Source organism: Streptomyces yaizuensis, from assembly GCF_034961445.1.
Classification (GTDB): domain Bacteria; phylum Actinomycetota; class Actinomycetes; order Streptomycetales; family Streptomycetaceae; genus Streptomyces; species Streptomyces yaizuensis.
The window spans coordinates 25,007-43,974 of sequence record NZ_BSBI01000014.1; the positions used below are offsets into that span (position 1 = coordinate 25,007).

14 protein-coding genes are annotated in these 18,968 nt (G+C 73.0%); 12 read left to right on the top strand and 2 right to left on the bottom strand.

Annotated elements, in window-relative coordinates; translation table 11 throughout:
- Positions 1-25 precede the first annotated feature (25 nt).
- Positions 26-595, top strand: coding sequence for an RNA polymerase sigma factor (locus SYYSPA8_RS28795; RefSeq protein WP_323450299.1), 570 nt, complete (start codon positions 26-28; stop codon positions 593-595).
- 10 nt (positions 596-605) lie between these two features.
- Positions 606-1,829, top strand: coding sequence for a CU044_5270 family protein (locus SYYSPA8_RS28800; protein ID WP_323450300.1), 1,224 nt, complete (start codon positions 606-608; stop codon positions 1,827-1,829).
- 125 nt (positions 1,830-1,954) lie between these two features.
- Here the strand turns inward: SYYSPA8_RS28800 and SYYSPA8_RS28805 are convergent, their stop codons facing one another.
- Positions 1,955-3,778: an AMP-dependent synthetase/ligase gene (locus SYYSPA8_RS28805; RefSeq protein ID WP_323450301.1), complete on the bottom strand. Its 1,824-nt coding sequence runs from the start codon at positions 3,776-3,778 to the stop codon at positions 1,955-1,957.
- A 368-nt stretch (positions 3,779-4,146) separates the two neighbouring features.
- Here SYYSPA8_RS28805 and SYYSPA8_RS28810 point away from each other — a divergent pair, with 368 nt between their 5' ends.
- Positions 4,147-4,548, top strand: a complete 402-nt coding sequence (locus SYYSPA8_RS28810) for a (2Fe-2S) ferredoxin domain-containing protein (protein ID WP_323450302.1) — start codon at positions 4,147-4,149, stop codon at positions 4,546-4,548.
- A 58-nt stretch (positions 4,549-4,606) separates the two neighbouring features.
- On the opposite strand, the gene fdhD is transcribed toward SYYSPA8_RS28810, so the two are convergent.
- The gene (fdhD, locus tag SYYSPA8_RS28815; protein ID WP_323450303.1) at positions 4,607-5,443 is read right to left on the bottom strand and encodes a formate dehydrogenase accessory sulfurtransferase FdhD; all 837 of its coding nucleotides are present in this window, start codon (positions 5,441-5,443) and stop codon (positions 4,607-4,609) included.
- A 274-nt stretch (positions 5,444-5,717) separates the two neighbouring features.
- On the opposite strand from fdhD, the gene SYYSPA8_RS28820 reads away from it, so the two are divergent.
- The 9 genes from SYYSPA8_RS28820 (at position 5,718) to SYYSPA8_RS28860 (ending at position 18,950) form a co-directional block, all read left to right on the top strand.
- Positions 5,718-6,665 carry a beta-ketoacyl-ACP synthase III gene (locus SYYSPA8_RS28820; protein WP_323450304.1) on the top strand — a complete coding sequence of 316 codons (948 nt, stop codon included), beginning with the start codon at positions 5,718-5,720 and terminating at the stop codon, positions 6,663-6,665.
- A 72-nt stretch (positions 6,666-6,737) separates the two neighbouring features.
- On the top strand, positions 6,738-7,247 hold the full coding sequence (locus SYYSPA8_RS28825) for an NUDIX domain-containing protein (protein WP_323450305.1): 510 nt from the start codon (positions 6,738-6,740) through the stop codon (positions 7,245-7,247).
- 203 nt (positions 7,248-7,450) lie between these two features.
- Positions 7,451-8,632 (top strand): ROK family transcriptional regulator, encoded by a 1,182-nt coding sequence (locus SYYSPA8_RS28830; protein WP_323450306.1) that lies wholly within the window; start codon positions 7,451-7,453, stop codon positions 8,630-8,632.
- Between the two features lie 285 nt (positions 8,633-8,917).
- A complete protein-coding gene (locus SYYSPA8_RS28835; protein ID WP_323450307.1) occupies positions 8,918-10,453 on the top strand; it encodes a sugar ABC transporter ATP-binding protein in 1,536 nt (511 codons plus the stop codon).
- Complete coding sequence (locus SYYSPA8_RS28840) at positions 10,450-11,496, top strand: ABC transporter permease (RefSeq protein ID WP_323450308.1); 1,047 nt, start codon at positions 10,450-10,452, stop codon at positions 11,494-11,496. The genes SYYSPA8_RS28835 and SYYSPA8_RS28840 overlap by 4 nt, the downstream gene beginning before the upstream one ends.
- Positions 11,497-11,581: 85 nt before the next feature.
- Complete coding sequence (locus SYYSPA8_RS28845; RefSeq protein ID WP_323450309.1) at positions 11,582-12,637, top strand: substrate-binding domain-containing protein; 1,056 nt, start codon at positions 11,582-11,584, stop codon at positions 12,635-12,637.
- 49 nt (positions 12,638-12,686) lie between these two features.
- The gene (locus SYYSPA8_RS28850) at positions 12,687-13,910 is read left to right on the top strand and encodes a Gfo/Idh/MocA family protein (RefSeq protein WP_323450310.1); all 1,224 of its coding nucleotides are present in this window, start codon (positions 12,687-12,689) and stop codon (positions 13,908-13,910) included.
- A 231-nt stretch (positions 13,911-14,141) separates the two neighbouring features.
- On the top strand, positions 14,142-15,152 hold the full coding sequence (locus SYYSPA8_RS28855) for a sugar phosphate isomerase/epimerase family protein (protein ID WP_323450311.1): 1,011 nt from the start codon (positions 14,142-14,144) through the stop codon (positions 15,150-15,152).
- 87 nt (positions 15,153-15,239) lie between these two features.
- A complete protein-coding gene (locus SYYSPA8_RS28860; RefSeq protein ID WP_323450312.1) occupies positions 15,240-18,950 on the top strand; it encodes a ThuA domain-containing protein in 3,711 nt (1,236 codons plus the stop codon).
- The last annotated feature ends 18 nt before the right edge of the window (positions 18,951-18,968 follow it).

Here is an 18,968-nt window from a genome sequence, read left to right on the forward strand (position 1 = left end):
AAACCGGATGACGGAGGTGCGGGTGGTGGCAGATGAAGCCGACCGCTTTACCGCGGTGTACGACGCCTGCCGCGGGCGGGTATGGGCCTACGTGGTCAGCAGGGCCGGCCGGCAGGTCGCCGACGAGGTGGTGAGCGAGACGTTCACCGTCGCCTGGCGGCGCCGGGCCGACCTCCCGGCCGACCCCCTGCCCTGGCTGCTCGGCGTGGCCCGCAACGTCCTGCGGGACACCGTACGGGCGGAGGTCAGACGGGAGTCCCTGGCCGCCGAGTTCCGCGACTGGACCGAGCGCTCCGCCCCCGCCGGCGAAGGCGATGTCGCCGACGCCGTCGCCGACCGCAACGCCCTGCTCACGGCGCTCGCCACGCTGGCCGACGAGGACCGCGAAATCCTGGTCCTCACCGCCTGGCACGGCCTGAAGCCCGCCGAGGCGGCCCGGGTCGTCGGCTGCTCGGCGGCCACCTTGCGGGTCCGGCTGCACCGGGCCCGCAAACGGCTCACCAAGGCCGCCGACGCCGCCCCGGCGCCACTCGCCCCGGCGCGGCCCGCCTGGAGCACGCCCGTACGGCCCGTACGGGTACGAGAGGAAGTGTGAGGAACCCGCCATGGAACGTGAGCGCGATGTGCTGCGACGGCTCGCCGCCGCCCGCCCCGCCCACCTCGACGGGAACGGCCCCGTCCCCCCGGAGGTCCGCAACCGCGAACTGACCGGCGCGATGCTCGACGGACTCCACACCATCGCGCGTCCCGCCCACGCCGTACCCGATCGCGCCGGACTCACCCGGCCCCTGACCCCGCGGTGGCGGCGGCCGGGCTGGGGCGTGGGCCTGGCGGCCGCGGTGGTGGCCGCGTCCGTCATCGCGGTCACCGTCCCGCCGTGGGACAGCGGACCCGGCGCACCCGCCACCGGCCTCAGTATCGGCACCGACGGAACGGCCCGCGAATTCCTGCTCGGTGCCGCCGCAAAGGTCGAACACCGGCAGGACGGCCGGGGCGACTACTGGCACCAGCGGCAGGAGAGGGGGGCCGTCCACCGTGTCCCGGGCAAGGACGGCAAACCCGGCTACGACATCAACGACCGTAGCGTCGACCACGTCTGGATGGAGCGGGACTCCGGCGACCGCTGGCGCCTGAGCGACAACATCGGCGCCCGCCCGGCGACTCCCGGCGACCGGGCCGCGTGGCTGGCGGCCGGCTCCCCCAAGAGCTGGGAGGCACCGCACGGGGTCATCACCTACCAGGGCTGGGGACTCACCCACCAGGATGCCCCCGGCGGTCCGGCGAACCACATCTCACTGCGCGAGCTGGAACCGTCCGTGCTGAAGACGCTCCCCACGGACACGGCGGAACTGCGCGAGCGGCTCGGCGACGGGGCCGGTGCCAACGAGCGGCTCTTCCGTGTCTCCAGGGCCGTGGAACTCGCGGCCGGCGCCCCCGTGGGACCCGAACTGCGGGCGGCCGCCTACCGGGTGCTCGCCGAGGAGCCAGGGGTCCGCACCCTCGGCAGCGTCCGGGACCGCTCGGGACGGGAGGGCCACGGCATCGCGATCCCCTTCGAAAGGGGTGAGGGGGAGCAGCGACTCGTCTTCGACCGGAACAGCGGAGCCATCCTCGGCACCCTGAACGTGGCCGGCACCCGCCCCTACGGCGACTTCGAGGAGGGGGATGTGACGTCGTACGTCACGGTCCTCGGCAACTCCTGGACCGACACGGAGCCCCCGTTCGACAAGGACCGCCTGGGGCTCGGATTCACGCCCGCAGGCAGGGACCGGGTTCCGGTACCGGTCCCCTCCGTGGAGCTCGAACCTGACGGCTCCGGCACGCCCTGATCCTGAGACGCCGGCCGCGCGGGCGGTCCACCCGGGTCGGGGGGCCACCGCTACCGGCGGGAACGGGAGGTGACCGGGCACCCACGGGGGTGTCCGGTCGCCCCCTGTTCCCGCACCGGCCCCGCTCACGGATACAGCGCCGCCACCTCCCGCGCGTACGCCTCCTCGATCGCCCTGCGCCGCAGCTTCAGCGACGGCGTCACCAGCCCCTGCTCCTGCGTGAACGGACGCGCCAGGATCCGGAAGGTGCGGATCGACTCCGACTGCGACACCCGCGTGTTCGCCGTGACCACCGCCCGCCGGATCTGCGTCTCCAACTCCGGATCGCGCACCAGCGCCGCCGGAGCCAGCGGCACCCGCCCCCGTACCGCCAGCCAGTGGTCCACCGCCTCCGGGTCCAGGGTCACCAGCGCCGCCACGTACGGCCGGTCGTCGCCCACCACGAGACACTGCGCCACCAGCGGATGCTGACGCACCGCCTCCTCCAGCGGCAGCGGCGACACGCTCCGGCCGCCCGAGGTCACCAGGACCTCCTTCTTCCGGCCGGTGATCGTCAGATAGCCGTCCGCGTCGAGGGCCCCCAGATCACCCGTCGCCAGCCAGCCGTCCCGGAGCACCCCGTCCGTGGCGTCCCGGTCCCCGAGATACCCGGCGAAGACATGCCCGCCGCGCAGCCACACCTCGCCGTCGGCGGCGATATGGACCGACGTCCCCGGCAGCGGCTGCCCCACCGTGCCGAAACGGGGCCGCCCCGGCGGGTTCGCCGTCGCCGCCGCCGTCGACTCCGTCAGCCCGTACCCCTCGAAGACGGTGATCCCCGCGCCCGCGAAGAACAGCCCGAGCCGCCGCGCCAGGCCCGAGCCGCCCGACATCGCGTACCGCACCCGGCCGCCCATCGCCGCCCGCAGCCGCCCGTACACCGTCCGGTCGAGGAACTGGTGCCGGGCCCGCAGCCCCGCCGACGGACCGGGGCCCAGACCGAACGCCCGCTCCTCCCCGGCCTGCGCGTACCGCACCGCCACCTCCACCGCCTTCTCGAACGGCGCCGCCCTGCCCTCCAGCTCCGCCCGCCGCCGGGCCGCCGTGAACAGGGACTCGAAGACGTACGGCACCCCGATGAAGAACGTCGGACGGAACGCCGCCAGCTCCGGCACCAGCGCGCTCGCCCGCAGCACCGGCTGATGGCCGAACTTGACCCCGCTGCGGACCGCCGCCACCTCCACCACCCGGCCGAAGGCGTGCGCCAGCGGCAGGAAGAGCAGCGTGGCAGGGTCCTCGCCGGGCCGGGAGCGGAACAGGGACCGCCAGTTCCCCGCCAGGGTGTCCGTCTCGAACATCAGATTGGCGTGGGTGATCACACACCCCCGGGGCCGGCCGGTGGTCCCCGAGGTGTAGATCACCGTCGCGGGCGACTCGGGCGTCACCGCCCGCCGGTGCCGGTGCACCACCTCGTCGTCGATGTGCGCGCCGGACGCCATCAGCTCCCCGACCGCCCCCGCGTCGAGCTGCCACAGCCGCTTCAGCGCCGGCAGCCGGTCGATGACCGACCCGAGCGTCATGGCGTGGTCCTCGTGCTCCACGAGAGCCGCGTACACCCCGGAGTCGTACAGCGTCCACAGCACCTGCTCCGCCGACGCCGTCGGATACAGGGGCACCGACTGGGCGCCCACCGTCCAGATCGCGAAGTCGAACAGCGTCCACTCGTAGCGGGTACGGGCCATCAGCGCCACCCGGTCGCCGAACCGCACCCCCGCCGCCAGCAGCCCCTTCGCCAGCGCCAGCACCTCGTCGCGGAAGACCTCGGCGGTCACGTCCCACCAGCGGCCCGCCGCGTCCCTGCGCCCCAGCACCGCCCGGCCCGGAGTCCGCTCGGCACGTTCGAAGACCGCGTCGGCCACGCCGCCGACCGGGGGCGGCGACGGCAGGGGAGGGACAGAGAAGTCACGCAAGGGTCTGCTCCTTGTGGCGCTCCGCACGGCGCCGCGACGCTACCCCAGGACGACGGCCGCCGGGTGGCACTTGAACAAGTGCGGACGAACGGCGTCGGCACAGGTCAGCCCGACCACCTCGGCCACCTGCGGCGGAGCGCGACAGGGCGCAGCGACGGGTCGCGAAGGGGACGGAATCTCCACAACTCGACATCCCCGGGACAGGCCCGCGACAGCCCGGCGACCGGCCGGAACCGGCCCGGCGACCGCCCGGCCGCCGCCGTGGATCCGTCGCTTCCAGGACACCGGCGCGCAACCGTCGCGTCCCGGCCACCGGTGTGGCGGGCGCCTCCTCCCGCGCCTGGCGCACCGCCTGAGATGATCACCGGGTGACGACCTCCGGCATACGCCCCTTCCGCGCCCGCGCCGCCCGCCCCTGCACCCTCGTCGTCTGCCGGGGCTGCTGCTGCGGCAACGCGGCCAAGCACCCCGGCACCGACCACGAGGGCCAGCTGCGCAGGCTGCGGGAGGCGGCCGCCGCGTCGGACGGCCGGTTCGAGGTACGGACCACGGAGTGCCTCGGGCCCTGCGGACAGGCCAATGTGATCGTGGTCCAGCCGGCGTCCGAGGCCCGCCGCCGGGGCGCCCGCGCCACCTGGATCGGATGGGCGCTCGACGACGACGCCCTGGACGAGGTCGTCGACTGGGCCCTCGCGGGCGGTCCCGGCCGCGCGGAGCCGCCCGCCGCGCTCACCCTCCAGACCATCCCCGCGCCCGCCGACCGCCGCTGACCGCGAGGCCGGGGCCGGGGTCAGGACCGGGGGGCCGGGGCCGGAACCGCGGGGCGGCTCACTCCTCCGGCAGGACCACGCGCTCCGCACCCGCGTACACGTTCATCTGCGTACCGCGCAGGAACCCGATCAGGGTGAGACCGCTCTCGGCCGCCAGGTCCACGGCGAGCGACGACGGCGCCGAGACCGCCGCCAGCACCGGCACCCCCGCCATCACCGCCTTCTGCGCCAGCTCGAACGAGGCCCGCCCCGACACCAGCAGCACCGCCCGGGACAGCGGCAGCCCCCCGTCCCGCACCGCCCGGCCGATCAGCTTGTCGACCGCGTTGTGCCGGCCGACGTCCTCCCGCGCGTCCAGCAGCTCCCCGCTCTCCGAGAAGAGCGCGGCGGCGTGCAGCCCGCCCGTCCGCTCGAACACCCGCTGCGCCGCCCGCAGCCGGTCCGGCAGCTCCGCGAGCAGCTGAGGGGTCAGCCGCAGCGGGGGAGTGTCCGCCACGGGGAACCGGGTCGCGGTCCGGACCGCGTCCAGGCTCGCCTTGCCGCACAGCCCGCACGAGGACGTCATGTAGACATGGCGCTCCAGCTCGGGACCCGGCTCCGGAACCCCCGGCGCCAGCCGCACGTTGACCACGTTGTAGGTGTTGACCCCGTCCGCCGTCGCACCCTCGCAGTAGGTGATCGCCTGGATGTCGTCCGCCGCCCCGATCACCCCCTCGCTGACGAGGAAGCCGGTGGCGAGGGCGAAGTCGTCCCCGGGGGTGCGCATGGTGATCGCGAGCGCCCGCCCGTTCACGCGGATCTCCAGGGGCTCCTCCGCCACCAGCGTGTCGGGGCGGGCGGAGACCTTGCCGTCCCTGATCCGGATGGTGCGGCGGCGTTCGGTGACGCGTCCCATGGGTATCGGTTCCGCTTCGTGTGAGGTGGCCGGCTGGACCCGTCCCATTCTCCCGTACGGCGCCGGTCGCTCTGCGTGTCGCTCCGTTCCGGAAACCCCGTTCGCAAGGACTCCCCAGGTGGGGGGCGTACGGGGGAGGGTACCCGCGGGCTGCGGCACACCCCGGGAAGCTCCAAATTACGCGGGTGGAACCTGTGGGGTCGCATGCCGTCGTACCGGTCGGTAGCAGCGAACACTGGGGAATTCACCTGCCCGCACGGAGGGGACCCGCAACATGACCGGCTCACGCATCGCCGCACTCGGCCACTACCAGCCCGCCGGAGTGCTCACCAATCACGACCTGGCGGCGCTGGTCGACACCAGCGACGAGTGGATCCGTACCCGGGTGGGCATCAACACCCGCCACCGGGCCGAGGACACCGAACCGGTCGACGAACTGGCCGCCCACGCCGCGGCCAAGGCCCTCGCCTCCGCCGGGCTCACCCCCCAGGACATCGATCTCGTCCTGGTCGCCACCTCGACCGCCGTCGACCGCTCGCCGAACACGGCCGCCCGGGTCGCGGCCCGGCTCGGCATGGAGTCGCCGGCCGTCATCGACGTGAACGTGGTCTGCGCCGGGTTCACCCACGCCCTCGCCTCGGCCGACCACGCGGTCCGCGCCGGGGCCGCCACCCGCGCCCTGGTGATCGGCGCGGACAAGATGACCGCCGTCACCGACTGGTCCGACCGCACCACCTGCGTCCTGGTCGGGGACGGCGCGGGCGCCGCCGTCGTGGAGGCGGTCCGCGACGGCGAGGAGCCGGGCATCGGCCCGGTGCTGTGGGGCTCGGTCCCGTCGATGGGACACGCGGTACGGATCGAGGGGACCCCGCCCGTGTTCGCGCAGGAGGGCCAGGCCGTCTACCGGTGGGCCACCACCCAGCTGCCGCCCATCGCCCGCAAGGTCTGCGAGCGCGGCGGCGTGGCCCCCGAGGACCTGGCGGCCGTCGTGCTCCACCAGGCCAATCTGCGGATCATCGAGCCCCTGGCGCAGAAGATCGGCGCGGTCAACGCCGTCGTCGCCCGCGATGTCGTCGAGTCCGGCAACACCTCCGCCGCCTCTGTGCCGCTGGCCCTGGCCAAGCTGGTCGAGCGCGGCGAGATCCGGTCCGGCGACCCGGTGCTGCTCTTCGGCTTCGGCGGGAACCTCTCGTACGCGGGTCAGATCATCCGCTGCCCCTGAGTCGGCCACTGCCCCTGGGCGGGCGCGCGCCGTCGGGCCGCCGTCGGGCCTTCGCCGGGGCAGACTGGTGGCATGACGGTGGTGAGAAGCGCCGGTCTGCTGCTGTTCCGGGACCGTGGCCGGGACGGCGGCACCGCCGGTGCCGCCGACGCGGTCGGTACGGAGGTTCTGCTCGGCCACATGGGCGGGCCGTACTGGCAGGGCCGGCAGGAGCGGGCGTGGTCGGTGCCGAAAGGGGAGTACACCCCCGACGAGGAGCCGATGGCCGCCGCGCGGCGGGAGTTCGAGGAGGAACTGGGGCTCGCCCCGCCGGCGGGGGAGTGGCTGCCGCTGGGTGAGGCCCGGCAGCGGAACGGCAAGATCGTGACGGTCTGGGCGGTCGCCGGCGACCTGGACACCTCCCGGGTGGTGCCCGGCACCTTCACCATGGAGTGGCCGCCGCACTCGGGCCGGACCGAGGAATTCCCCGAGATCGACCGCGCGGAGTGGTGCGGCCTGGCCCAGGCACGTATCCGGCTGGTCGCCGGGCAGCTCGTCTTCCTCGACCGGCTGACCGAGCGGCTGGCGCGCCGCACCTCCTGAGTGTCCCCGTACCCCCTTCTTCGTCCCGCTTCTTTGTCCCGACTGAGGAAGAAGTCATCGCCGAACTCCGCGCAAGTTCTTCCCCGTCGGGGAAAGCGCTGCTACGTTCCCCTCGAAAGCCGGATCGCCCGAACCCGTGGAGAACTGCCCCTACGGGGAACTTCCGGGCGCCGGCCTGCGGAGGGGAGGGACCGTTGCGACGGATGACCGCACGACCGGCGAACACGCACCAGGCACGGCTGCTGCGGCTGCTGCGCGACGGCGGCCCCAACTCCCGTGCCCAGCTCGGCGATCTGGTCGAGCTGTCCCGCTCCAAGCTGGCCGTCGAGGTCGACCGGCTGCTGGAGACCGGCCTGATCGTCGCCGACGGGCTCGCCGCCTCCCGGGGCGGCCGACGCTCGCACAACATACGGCTCGCCCCCGGACTCCGCTTCCTCGGCATCGACATCGGGGCCACCTCGGTCGATGTCGCCGTCACCAACGCGGAGCTGGAGGTCCTGGGCCATCTCAACCACCCCATGGACGTCCGCGAAGGACCGGTCGCCGTCTTTGAACAGGCCCTGTCGATGGCGGCCAAGCTCCGCGCCACCGGCATCGCCGAGGGCTTCGACGGCGCCGGGATAGGCGTCCCCGGGCCGGTCCGCTTCCCCGAGGGCGTACCGGTCGCACCCCCGATCATGCCCGGCTGGGACGGCTTCCCGGTCCGCGAGGCCCTCAGCCAGGACCTCGGCTGCCCCGTCATGGTCGACAACGATGTGAACCTGATGGCCATGGGGGAGCAGCACGCCGGGGTCGCCCGCTCCGTCGGCGACTTCCTCTGCGTGAAGATAGGCACCGGCATAGGGTGCGGCATCGTCGTCGGGGGACAGGTCTACCGGGGGACCACCGGCAGCGCCGGGGACATCGGGCACATCCAGGTCGACCCCGGCGGCCGGCCCTGCGCCTGCGGCAACCAGGGCTGCCTGGAGGCACACTTCGGCGGCGCGGCCCTCGCCCGCGACGCCGAGGAGGCCGCCCGCGCCGGCCGCTCGCCGGAGCTGTCCGACCGGCTGACGGCGGCGGGGAGGCTGAGCGCCGCCGACGTGGCGGCCGCGGCGGCCGCCGGGGACACCACCGCGCTCGAACTGATACGGGCGGGCGGCAACCGGGTCGGCCAGGTCATCGCCGGACTGGTCAGCTTCTTCAACCCGGGGCTCGTGGTGATCGGCGGCGGGGTCACCGGCCTCGGACACACCCTCCTCGCGAGCATAAGGACCCAGGTCTACCGCCAGTCGCTGCCGCTGGCCACCGGGAACCTGCCCATCGTGCTGGGCGAGCTGGGGCAGACCGCCGGGGTCACCGGCGGCGCCCGGCTCATCAGCGACCACCTCTTCTCACCCGCCTGACCGCACTGCCTGCCTGCACTGCCCGCCTGCTCGACCGGGCGGATCCATACCGGAACCACCCGCACCACCCGTACGACCCGGCGTGACCCCGTACCCATCCGTACGACCCCGTACGACTCTCTACGGCGCTGTACCACCGCGCGTCCGCACCGGCCCCGTACCACCCTGTCACCGGGATACGAACACCCCGTGCCGCGCCCCGACCGCGTACGGCACACCCCGCCCGCGCCCACCCACCCACGCGACGCGGCCCACCGGCCGCCACCGCCGCCGAGGGGAATCGCCATGGCACCGGAACCACCCCTGCTCAGCATGGAAGGCATCACCAAGTCCTTTCCCGGGGTCCGCGCGCTCGACGGAGTCGACCTGACCGTCCTGGCCGGCGAGACCCACTGTCTGCTCGGCCAGAACGGCGCCGGGAAGTCCACCCTCATCAAGGTCCTCGCCGGCGCGCACCGGCCCGACAGCGGCAGGATCGTCTGGTGCGGCGAGGAGATCACCCTCAATTCGCCCAGCGCCGCGACCCGGCGCGGCATCGCCACCCTCCACCAGGAACTCGACCTCGTCGACGGGCTCTCCGTCGCCGAGAACATCCACCTCGGGCACGAGCCCACCACCGCCGGGTTCATCGTCCGGTCCGCGGCGGCCAGGGACAGGACCGCCCGCCTCCTCGAACGCCTCGGCCACCCCCGGATCGACCCCGCCGCCCCCGTCGGCGTCCTGCCCGCCGCCCAGCGCCAGATCGTCTCCATGGCCCGCGCCCTCTCCCACGACGCCCGGCTCATCGTCATGGACGAACCCTCCGCCGCGCTCGACCCCGACGAGGTCGCGGGCCTCTTCCGGATCGTCCGGGGCCTCACCGCCGAAGGCGTCGCCGTCGTCTACATCTCCCACCGGCTCGAAGAGATCCGCCGCATCGGCGACCGCGTCACCGTCCTCAAGGACGGCCGGTCCGTCGCCGCCGGGCTCCCCGCCAGGACCACCCCCGCCCGCGCCGTCGTCTCCCTCATGACCGGCCGGGACGTCGGTCACGTCTTCCCGCCCCGGCCCGTGCGCGCCACCGGCACCACCCCCGCGCCCGCCGTCCGCCCCGCGCTCAGCGTCCAGGGCCTCACCCGCGCCGGCGAGTTCGCCCCCCTCGACCTCGACCTGTGGCCCGGGGAGATCGTCGGCCTCGCCGGACTCGTCGGCTCCGGCCGCTCCGAGATCCTGGAGACCATCTACGGCGCCCGCCGCCCCACCGCCGGAACCGTCCTCGCCGGCGGGGAACGCCTGCGCCCCGGCAGCGTCCCCCGCGCCGTCCGCGCCGGCATCGGGCTCGCCCCCGAGGAACGCAAGACCCAGGGCCTGCTGCCCACCGAGAGCGTCACCCGCAATGTCTCCCTCGCCTGCCTCGGCCGCTTCTCCCGGGGCGGCTGGATCGACCGCGCCGCGGAACGCGCCGCCGCCCGGCGGGCCACCCGCTCGCTCTCGCTGCGCCCCGACACCCCCGACGCCCAGGTCCGCACCCTCTCCGGCGGCAACCAGCAAAAAGCCGTCCTCGCCCGCTGGCTGCTGCGCGGCTGCAAGGTCCTGCTCCTGGACGAACCCACCCGGGGCGTCGACGTCGGAGCACGCGCCGAGCTGTACGCGGTGATCCGCGCCCTCGCCGCCGACGGACTGGCCGTCCTCCTCGTCTCCAGCGAGATCCCCGAGGTGCTGGGCCTCGCCGACCGGGTGCTCGTCCTGCGCGAAGGCCGCGTCGTGCACACGGCCGAAGCCCGCGACCTGGACGAACACCGCGTACTCGACCTGGTGATGGAAGGGAGCCCGCCGGTATGACCCAGCCCGCGTCCCCGGCCCGCCGCACCACCCCCGACCCGCCCGCCGCCCCCACCGGGGAACCCCCGCCCGGCCGGGGCCGCCGTACCCCCCTCGGGTTCCGCCCCGACATCCGCAACCTCACCCTGCTCGGTGTCCTCGCCGTCCTGGTCGCCGTCGGCGGCATCACCGAACCGGACGCCTTCCTCGACACCGGCAACCTCCAGCTCGTCCTGACGCAGGCGTCCATCATCGGCGTCGTCACCGTCGGCATGACCTTCGTCATCACCGGCGGCGGCATCGACCTCTCCGTCGGCGCCGTCGTCGCCCTCGCCTCCGTATGGGCCACCACCGTCGCCACCCAGGAGTACGGCTTCACCGGCATCCTCTTCACCGCCGTCGCCGTCGGTCTCGGCTGCGGACTCGTCAACGGCGTACTGATCGCCTACGGCGGCCTGGTGCCGTTCATCGCCACCCTCGCCATGCTGGCCTCCGCCCGGGGCCTCGCCCTCCAGATCACCGACGGCAGGACCCAGATGGTCACCGTCGAATCCGTGCTCGACCTCGGCGTCAGGGACTCCTACGTCCTCGGTGTCCCGCCCCTGGTCCTCGTCTTCGCGGCCGTCGTCGTCCTCGGCTGGTTGCTGTTCAACCGGACCACCTTCGGCCGCCGCACCCTCGCCGTCGGCGGCAACGCCGAGGCCGCCCGCCTCGCCGGCATCGACATCCGCCGCCACCGGCTCCTCCTCTACCTCCTCTCCGGGCTCTGCTGCGGCATCGCCGCCTTCCTCCTCGTCGTCCTCTCCGGCTCCGGCCAGAACACCAACGGCAATCTGTACGAACTCGACGCCATCGCCGCCGCCATCATCGGCGGCACCCTCCTCAGCGGCGGCCGGGGCACCATCACCGGCTCCGTCCTCGGCGTCCTCGTCTTCACCACCATCACCAACATCTTCGCCCTCAACAACATGGAGAGCGCGGTCCAGCAGATCGCCAAGGGGGCCATCATCGTCGCCGCTGTCCTCGTCCAGCACCGCACCCTGCGCACCCGGGGCGAGACCTGACCCCCCCTGCCCCCCCTGCCCCCCTCCCTGCCCCCGGCCTCCCTGACCCCAGCCCGTCCCTCCCACCCGAAGGGCCCCTCCCGCCATGCCGGAACACCCCGTACCCAGTCGCAGAGGACTGCTCCTCGGCACCGCCGCCGTCTCCACGGCCCTGCTCACCGGCTGCACCAGCAACGAACCCAGCGGGAAGAAGGACAGGTCCGAGAATCCGGATGACCGGAACGCCCCCGCCGCCGACACCCCCGGCAAAGCCGTCACCATCGGCTTCGCCGGCCCCCAGGCCGACCACGGCTGGCTCAACGCCATCAACGACAACGCGCGCTCCCGGGCGAAGAAGTACCCCGACGTCACCCTGGAGATCACCGAGGGCTCCAACGACACCGCCGCCCAGATCGGCCAGATCCAGACCCTGATCAACAAGAAGGTCGACGTCCTCGTCGTCCTCCCCGCCGACGGCAAGGCCCTCACCCGCACCGGCCTCGAAGCCATGCGCGCCGGCATCCCCGTCGTCAACCTGGACCGGATCTTCGACTCGCCCCAGGCCTACCGCTGCTGGATCGGCGGCGACAACTACGGCATGGGCCTCAACGCCGGCCGTTACATCGGCGAACAACTCAAGGACAAGCCCCGCGCCAAAGTCATCGAACTCGCCGGCCTCGACAGCCTCGAACTCACCCGCCAGCGCACCCAGGGCTTCGACGACGCCCTCAAGAACTACCCCAACATCACCAAGGTCGCCCGCCAGGCCGCCGAATTCACCGTCGAGTCCGGCCAGGCGAGGATGGCCCAGCTGCTTCAGGCCGAAGCCGACTTCGACGCCCTGTGGAACCACGACGACGACCAGGGCGTGGGCGCCCTCCGCGCCATCGCCCAGGACGGACGGAAGGACTTCCTCATGGTCGGCGGCGCCGGGGCCCGCTCCGCCATGGACGCCATCAAGGCCGACAACAGCGTCCTCAAGGCCACCGTCCTCTACCCGCCGACCATGGCCGCGTCCGCCATCGACATCGCCCGCGCCGTCGCCCAGGGCAAAGGCATCGGCGGCCTGTCCGAGCTGGAGATCCCCGCCTCGATCACCCTCTACTCCGCCGTCGTCACCAAGGACAACGTCGACCAGTACCTCCCCACCGGCTTCAACTGACCCTCCGGACCCCACAGATCCACGACCCACCGGCGACGAGGAGAACCGCATGGACCGCACGGACGCGACCGAGGACAGCGGCAGCGACAGCCCGCCCGCACCACCCGCCCTGGGCATCGGCATGATCGGCTACGCGTTCATGGGCGCCGCCCACTCCCAGGGCTGGCGCACCGTGTCCCGCGTCTTCGACCTGCCGCTGCGCCCCGTCCTCGCCGCCATCGCGGGCCGCGACCCCCTGGCCGTGCGCGCCGCCGCCCGCCGCCACGGCTGGGCGGCCGCCGAGACCGACTGGCGCGCCCTGATCGCCCGGGACGACGTGCACCTGGTCGACATCTGCGCCCCCGGCGACCTCCACGCCGAGATCGCCGTCGCCGCCCTCGCCGCCGGCAAACACGTCCTGTGCGAGAAACCCCTCGCCAACACCGTCGCCGAGGCCGAGGCGATGTGCGCCGCCGCCGCCCGCGCCCGGCGCGAGGGCCGCATCGCCATGGTCGGCTTCAACTACCGGCGGGTCCCCGCCGTCGCCCACGCCCGCCGGCTGATCGCCGAGGGCCGCCTCGGCGCCCTGCGGCACCTGCGCTTCACCTATCTCCAGGACTGGCTCGTCGACCCCGGGGCCCCGCTCACCTGGCGGCTCCAGCGCGAACACGCCGGCTCCGGCGCCCTCGGCGACCTCGGCGCACACATCGTCGACCTCGCCCAGTACCTGTCGGGGGAGCGGCTGACCGGCGTCAGCGCCCTCGCCGAGACCTTCGTCACGGAACGCCCCCTGCTCGCCGCCGCCACCGGAGGCGGCCGGGGCATCCCCTCCGGCGGCCTCGGCCCCGTCACCGTGGACGACGCCGCCCTCTTCAACGGGCGCCTCGCATCGGGAGCGCTCGCCTCCTTCGAGGCGACCCGGATGGCGTCGGGCCGAAAGAACGCCCTCCGGTTCGAGATCAACGGCGAACGAGGCTCGCTCGCCTTCGATCTCGAACGCCTCAACGAACTCTCCTTCCACGACCACACCGAACCGGCCGCCTCGTCCGGCTTCCGGCGCATCCTGGTCACCGAGGCCGATCATCCGTATCTTCAGGCGTGGTGGCCGCCCGGTCACGCGCTCGGCTATGAACACACCTTCACCCACCAGGCACGCGACCTGATCGAGGCCATCGCCCGGGGGACCGCCCCCGAACCCGGCTTCGAGGACGGGCTCCAGGTGCAGCGCGTGCTCGCCGCGGTGGAGGAGAGCGCCCGGGGCAACGCCGTGTACATCCCCGTACCGCAGGGCTGACCCGCCCGTACCACCGCGCACGCTGTTCCTCCGTACCCCGTACCCCGTACCTCGTACCTGTGACTCCGCTGCCCGTGCCGTGTGCCATGTGCCGTGTACCGCGTACCGACCGTCCCCGTCCCCGTCCGTGTCCGGAACGCCCTCGTCCGGGACCGGCGCGGGGAGTGCTCAGGGCCATGGCTCATCGGCTCGTCCAGGGATCGACCAGGGACCACTCAGGAGGCGACACCCATGCCCCGCCCGTTCACCCTCTTCACCGGCCAGTGGGCCGATCTGCCGCTGGAGGACGTCTGCCGGCTCGCCCGGGACTTCGGCTACGACGGACTGGAACTCGCCTGCTGGGGAGATCATTTCGAGGTCGACAAGGCCCTCGCCGACCCCGGCTACCTCCCGGGCCGGCGGGCCCTCCTCGACCGGTACGGCCTCGGCTGCTGGGCCGTCTCCAACCACCTCGTCGGCCAGGCCGTCTGCGACAACCCCATCGACGAACGCCACCGGGCCATCCTGCCCACGCGCGTCTGGGGCGACGGCGACCCCGAAGGCGTACGGCAGCGGGCCGCCGCCGAACTCCAGGACACCGCACGGGCCGCGGCCGCCTTCGGCGTGGACACCGTCGTCGGCTTCACCGGATCGTCCATCTGGCACCTCGTCGCCCTGTTCCCGCCGGTACCCGAGGCCATGATCGAACGCGGCTACACCGACTTCGCCGACCGCTGGAACCCGATCCTCGACGTCTTCGACGCCGAAGGCGTCCGCTTCGCCCACGAGGTCCACCCCGGCGAGATCGCCTACGACTACTGGACCACCCGGCGTGCCCTCGACGCCGTCGGGAACCGGCCCGCTTTCGGCCTCAACTTCGACCCCAGCCACTTCGTCTGGCAGGACCTGGACCCGGTCGGCTTCCTCTACGACTTCCGCGACCGCGTCTACCACGTCGACTGCAAGGAGGCCCGTAAACGCCTCGACGGCCGCAACGGACGCCTCGGCTCCCATCTGCCCTGGGGCGACCCCCGGCGCGGCTGGGACTACGTCTCCGCCGGTCACGGCGACGTCCCCTGGGAGGACGTCTTCCGCATGCTCCGCTCCATCGGCTACGCCGGCCCCATCTCGGTGGAGTGGGAGGACGCCGGAATGGACCGCCTGACCGGGGCACCCCAGGCCCTGGCCCACCTCAAGCAGTACGACTTCGAACCGCCCGCGGCCGCCTTCGACGCCGCCTTCGGCAGCGGCGACCGGAGCTGACGCCCCCGGCTCCGGACCCCGTATCCGCACCTGGACCCGCACCGGAGCCCTCCCAGCAGGAGCCCCCGTGCAGCAGAGGAGTGACCCGTGCACCGATCGCCCCCACGACCACGCGCCCGAACCGTGCTCGCCCTCGTCACCGGCGTCCTGCTCACCGCCGGAACCCTCACCCTCACCCCCGCCCGGCCCGCGGGCGCCGCCCCCGCCGCGGCGGCCCCCGCCCCGACCGCCGAACAGTTCCAGCAGGTCACCCTCGCCAAGGGAGCGGCCGAGACCGGGGAACCCATGTCCCTGGCCGTCCTCCCCGACCGAGGCGTCCTGCACACCTCGCGCAACGGCGAACTCCGGCTCACCGACAGCGCCGGCAACACCCGCGTCGTCGGGAAGATCCCCGTCTACACCCATGACGAGGAAGGACTCCAGGGCATAGGGCTCGACCCCGGATTCCGCGAGAACCGCTTCCTCTACCTCTACTACGCGCCCCCGCTCGACACCCCGCCCGGCGACGCCCCCACCGACGGCACCCCCGCCGACTTCGCCCCCTACGAGGGCGTCAACCGGCTCTCCCGCTTCGTCCTGCGGCCCGACGGCACTCTCGACAACGCCAGTGAGAAGAAGATCCTCGACGTCCCCGCCACCCGGGGCATCTGCTGTCATGTCGGCGGCGACATCGACTTCGACGCACAGGGCAACCTCTACCTCTCCACCGGCGACGACTCCAACCCGTTCGCCTCCGACGGCTACGCCCCCCTCGACGAACGGCCCGGCCGCAACCCCGCGTACGACGCCCGCCGCACCTCCGGCAACACCGACGACCTGCGCGGCAAGATCCTCAGGATCAAGGTCGCCGCGGACGGCTCCTACACCGTCCCCGACGGGAACCTCTTCGCGCCGGGCACCCCCGACACCCGGCCCGAGATCTATGCCATGGGCCTGCGCAACCCGTTCCGCTTCAGCGTCGACCAGCGCACCGGACACCTCTACGCCGGTGAGTACGGGCCCGACGCCGGGGCCCCCGAGCCGGGGCGCGGCCCCTCCGGAAAGGTCGGCTTCCTCAGGATCACCGGCCCCGGGAACTACGGCTGGCCCTTCTGCGGCATCGCCGGAGAGCCCTACACCGACTACGACTTCGCCACCGGCACGAGCGGCCCCCCGTACGACTGCGCCGCCCCGCGCAACGACTCCCCGTACAACACCGGACTCCGGGACCTGCCGCCCGCGCGCTCGGCGTGGATACCCTACGACGGCGGCTCCGTCCCCGCATTCGGCACCGGCTCCGAATCCCCCATGGGCGGCCCGGTCTACCGCTACGACCCGGACAATCCCTCCCCGGTGAAATTCCCCGAGGCCTACGACGGGGACTTCTTCGCCGGGGAGTTCGGCCGCCGCTGGATCCGGCGCGTCGAACACACCGCCGACGGCGGCCCCGGAGCCATCCACGCCTTCCCCTGGAACGGCACCCAGGTCATGGACATGACCTTCGGCCCGGACGGCGCGCTCTACGTCCTCGACTACGGCACCGCCTGGTTCGGCGGCGACCACAACTCCGCCCTCTACCGCATCGAGAACGCCACCGGCGGACGCTCGCCCGTCGCCGAGGCCACCGCCGCCAGAACCTCCGGCAAGGCCCCGCTGAAGGTCGCCTTCTCCTCCGCCGGAACCAGCGACGCCGACGGCGACCCCCTCACCTACCAGTGGGACTTCGGCGACGGACACCACTCCACCGCCGCCCACCCCACCCACACCTACCGCGCCAACGGCACCTACACCGCCACCGTCACCGCCAGGGACCCCGGCGGACGCACCGGCTCCGCCAGTGTCCGTGTCGTCGTCGGCAACACCGCCCCCAAGGTCACCCTCCACCTCCCCGCCGACGGCGCCCTCTTCCGCTTCGGCGACGAGATCCCCTTCCGGGTCACCGTCACCGACCCCGAAGACGGAGCCGGCGGACCCGTCGACTGCGCCAAGGTCAAGGTCAGCTACATCCTCGGCCACGACAGCCACGGCCACCCCATCACCTCCGCACAGGGCTGCACCGGCACGATCAAGACCTCCTCCGACGGCGGCCACGACCCCAACGCCAACATCTTCGGCGTCTTCGACGCCGAGTACACCGACGGCGGAGGCGGCGGCCAGGCCCCCCTGACCAGCCACGACCAGGCCGTCCTCCAGCCCCGCCACCGCCAGGCCGAACACTTCGGCTCCTCCGCCGGCATCCGCGTGTACGACAAACCCACCGCCAACGGCGGCAGGACCGTCGGAGACATCCACGACGGCGACTGGATCTCCTTCAAGCCCTACCACCTCGCCAAGGCCACCACCCTCACCGCCCGGATCTCCTCCGGCGGCACCGGCGGCCACCTCGAAGTCCGCACCGGTTCCGCCACCGGCCGCATCCTCGGATCCGCCCCCGTCCCCGTCACCGGCGGCTGGGAGACCTTCCAGGACATCGACATCCCCCTGCACACCGCGCCCCGCCGCACCACCGAACTCTTCCTCGTCTTCAAGGGCGGCCCCGGAGCCCTCTACGACCTCGACGACTTCACCATCTCCCACCAGCCGCGCGACCCCGACGCTCGGCGCGTCCTCGTCTTCACCAGGACCGCCGGCTACCGCCACGACTCCATCCCCGCCGCCACCGCCGCACTCAGAGAACTCGGCGGCACCAGCGCCATCACCGTCGACACCACCGAGACCGCCGCCCAGTTCACCACCGGCAACCTCGCCCGCTACGACGCCGTCGTCTTCCTCTCCACCACCGGCGACGTCCTCGACACCGCCCAGCAGAACGCCCTTGAGCAGTACATCGCGGGCGGCGGCGGCTTCATGGGCGTCCACGCCGCCGCCGACACGGAATACGACTGGCCCTTCTACCGGGGACTCGTCGGCGCCCACTTCTCCTCCCACCCCCACATCCAGCGCGCGACCGTACGCGTCGAGGACCACGACCACCCCGCCACCCGGCACCTCGGCGAGGAATGGGAACGCACCGACGAGTGGTACGACTACGCCACCAACCCGCGCCCCGGCGTCCGGATCCTCGCCGCCCTCGACGAGACCACCTACACCGGCGGCACCATGAAGGGCGACCACCCCATCGCCTGGTGCCAGACCTACCGCGGCGGCCGGTCCTTCTACACCGGCGGCGGCCACACCCGCGAGTCCTACGCCGAACCCGCCTTCCGCCAACACCTCCTCGGCGGACTGCGCTACGCCACCGGCCAGACCCGCGCCGACTGCACCCCCCGGACCGGCGACCGCCCCCTCTTCAACGGCAAAACCCTCAACGGCTGGAAACAGGCGGGCCCCGGACGCTTCACCGTCACCGACGGAGAACTCCGCACCGAAGGCGGCATGGGACTCCTCTGGTACCAGGCCAAGGAACTGCGCTCCTACCGGCTCACCCTCGACTGGAAGGTCGAAGGCGACGACAACTCCGGAATCTTCGTCGGCTTCCCCGCCTCCGACGACCCCTGGTCCGCCGTCAACCGGGGATACGAGATCCAGATCGACGCCACCGACACCCCCGACCGCACCACCGGCGCCGTCTACGGCTTCCGCTCCGCCGACCTCAAGGCCCGCGACCGGGCCCTGCGACCCCCCGGCCAGTGGAACACGTACGAGATCACCGTCCGGGGAGAACGCCTCCAGGTCCACCTCAACGGGACCAAGATCAACGACTTCACCAACACCGACCCCGCCCGCAGTCTCACGGACGGCCACCTCGGCCTCCAGAACCACGGCACCGGCGACCGGGTCTCCTTCCGCGACATCACCCTCAGAGAACTGCGCCCCTGACGGGCCATGACCCCGGAC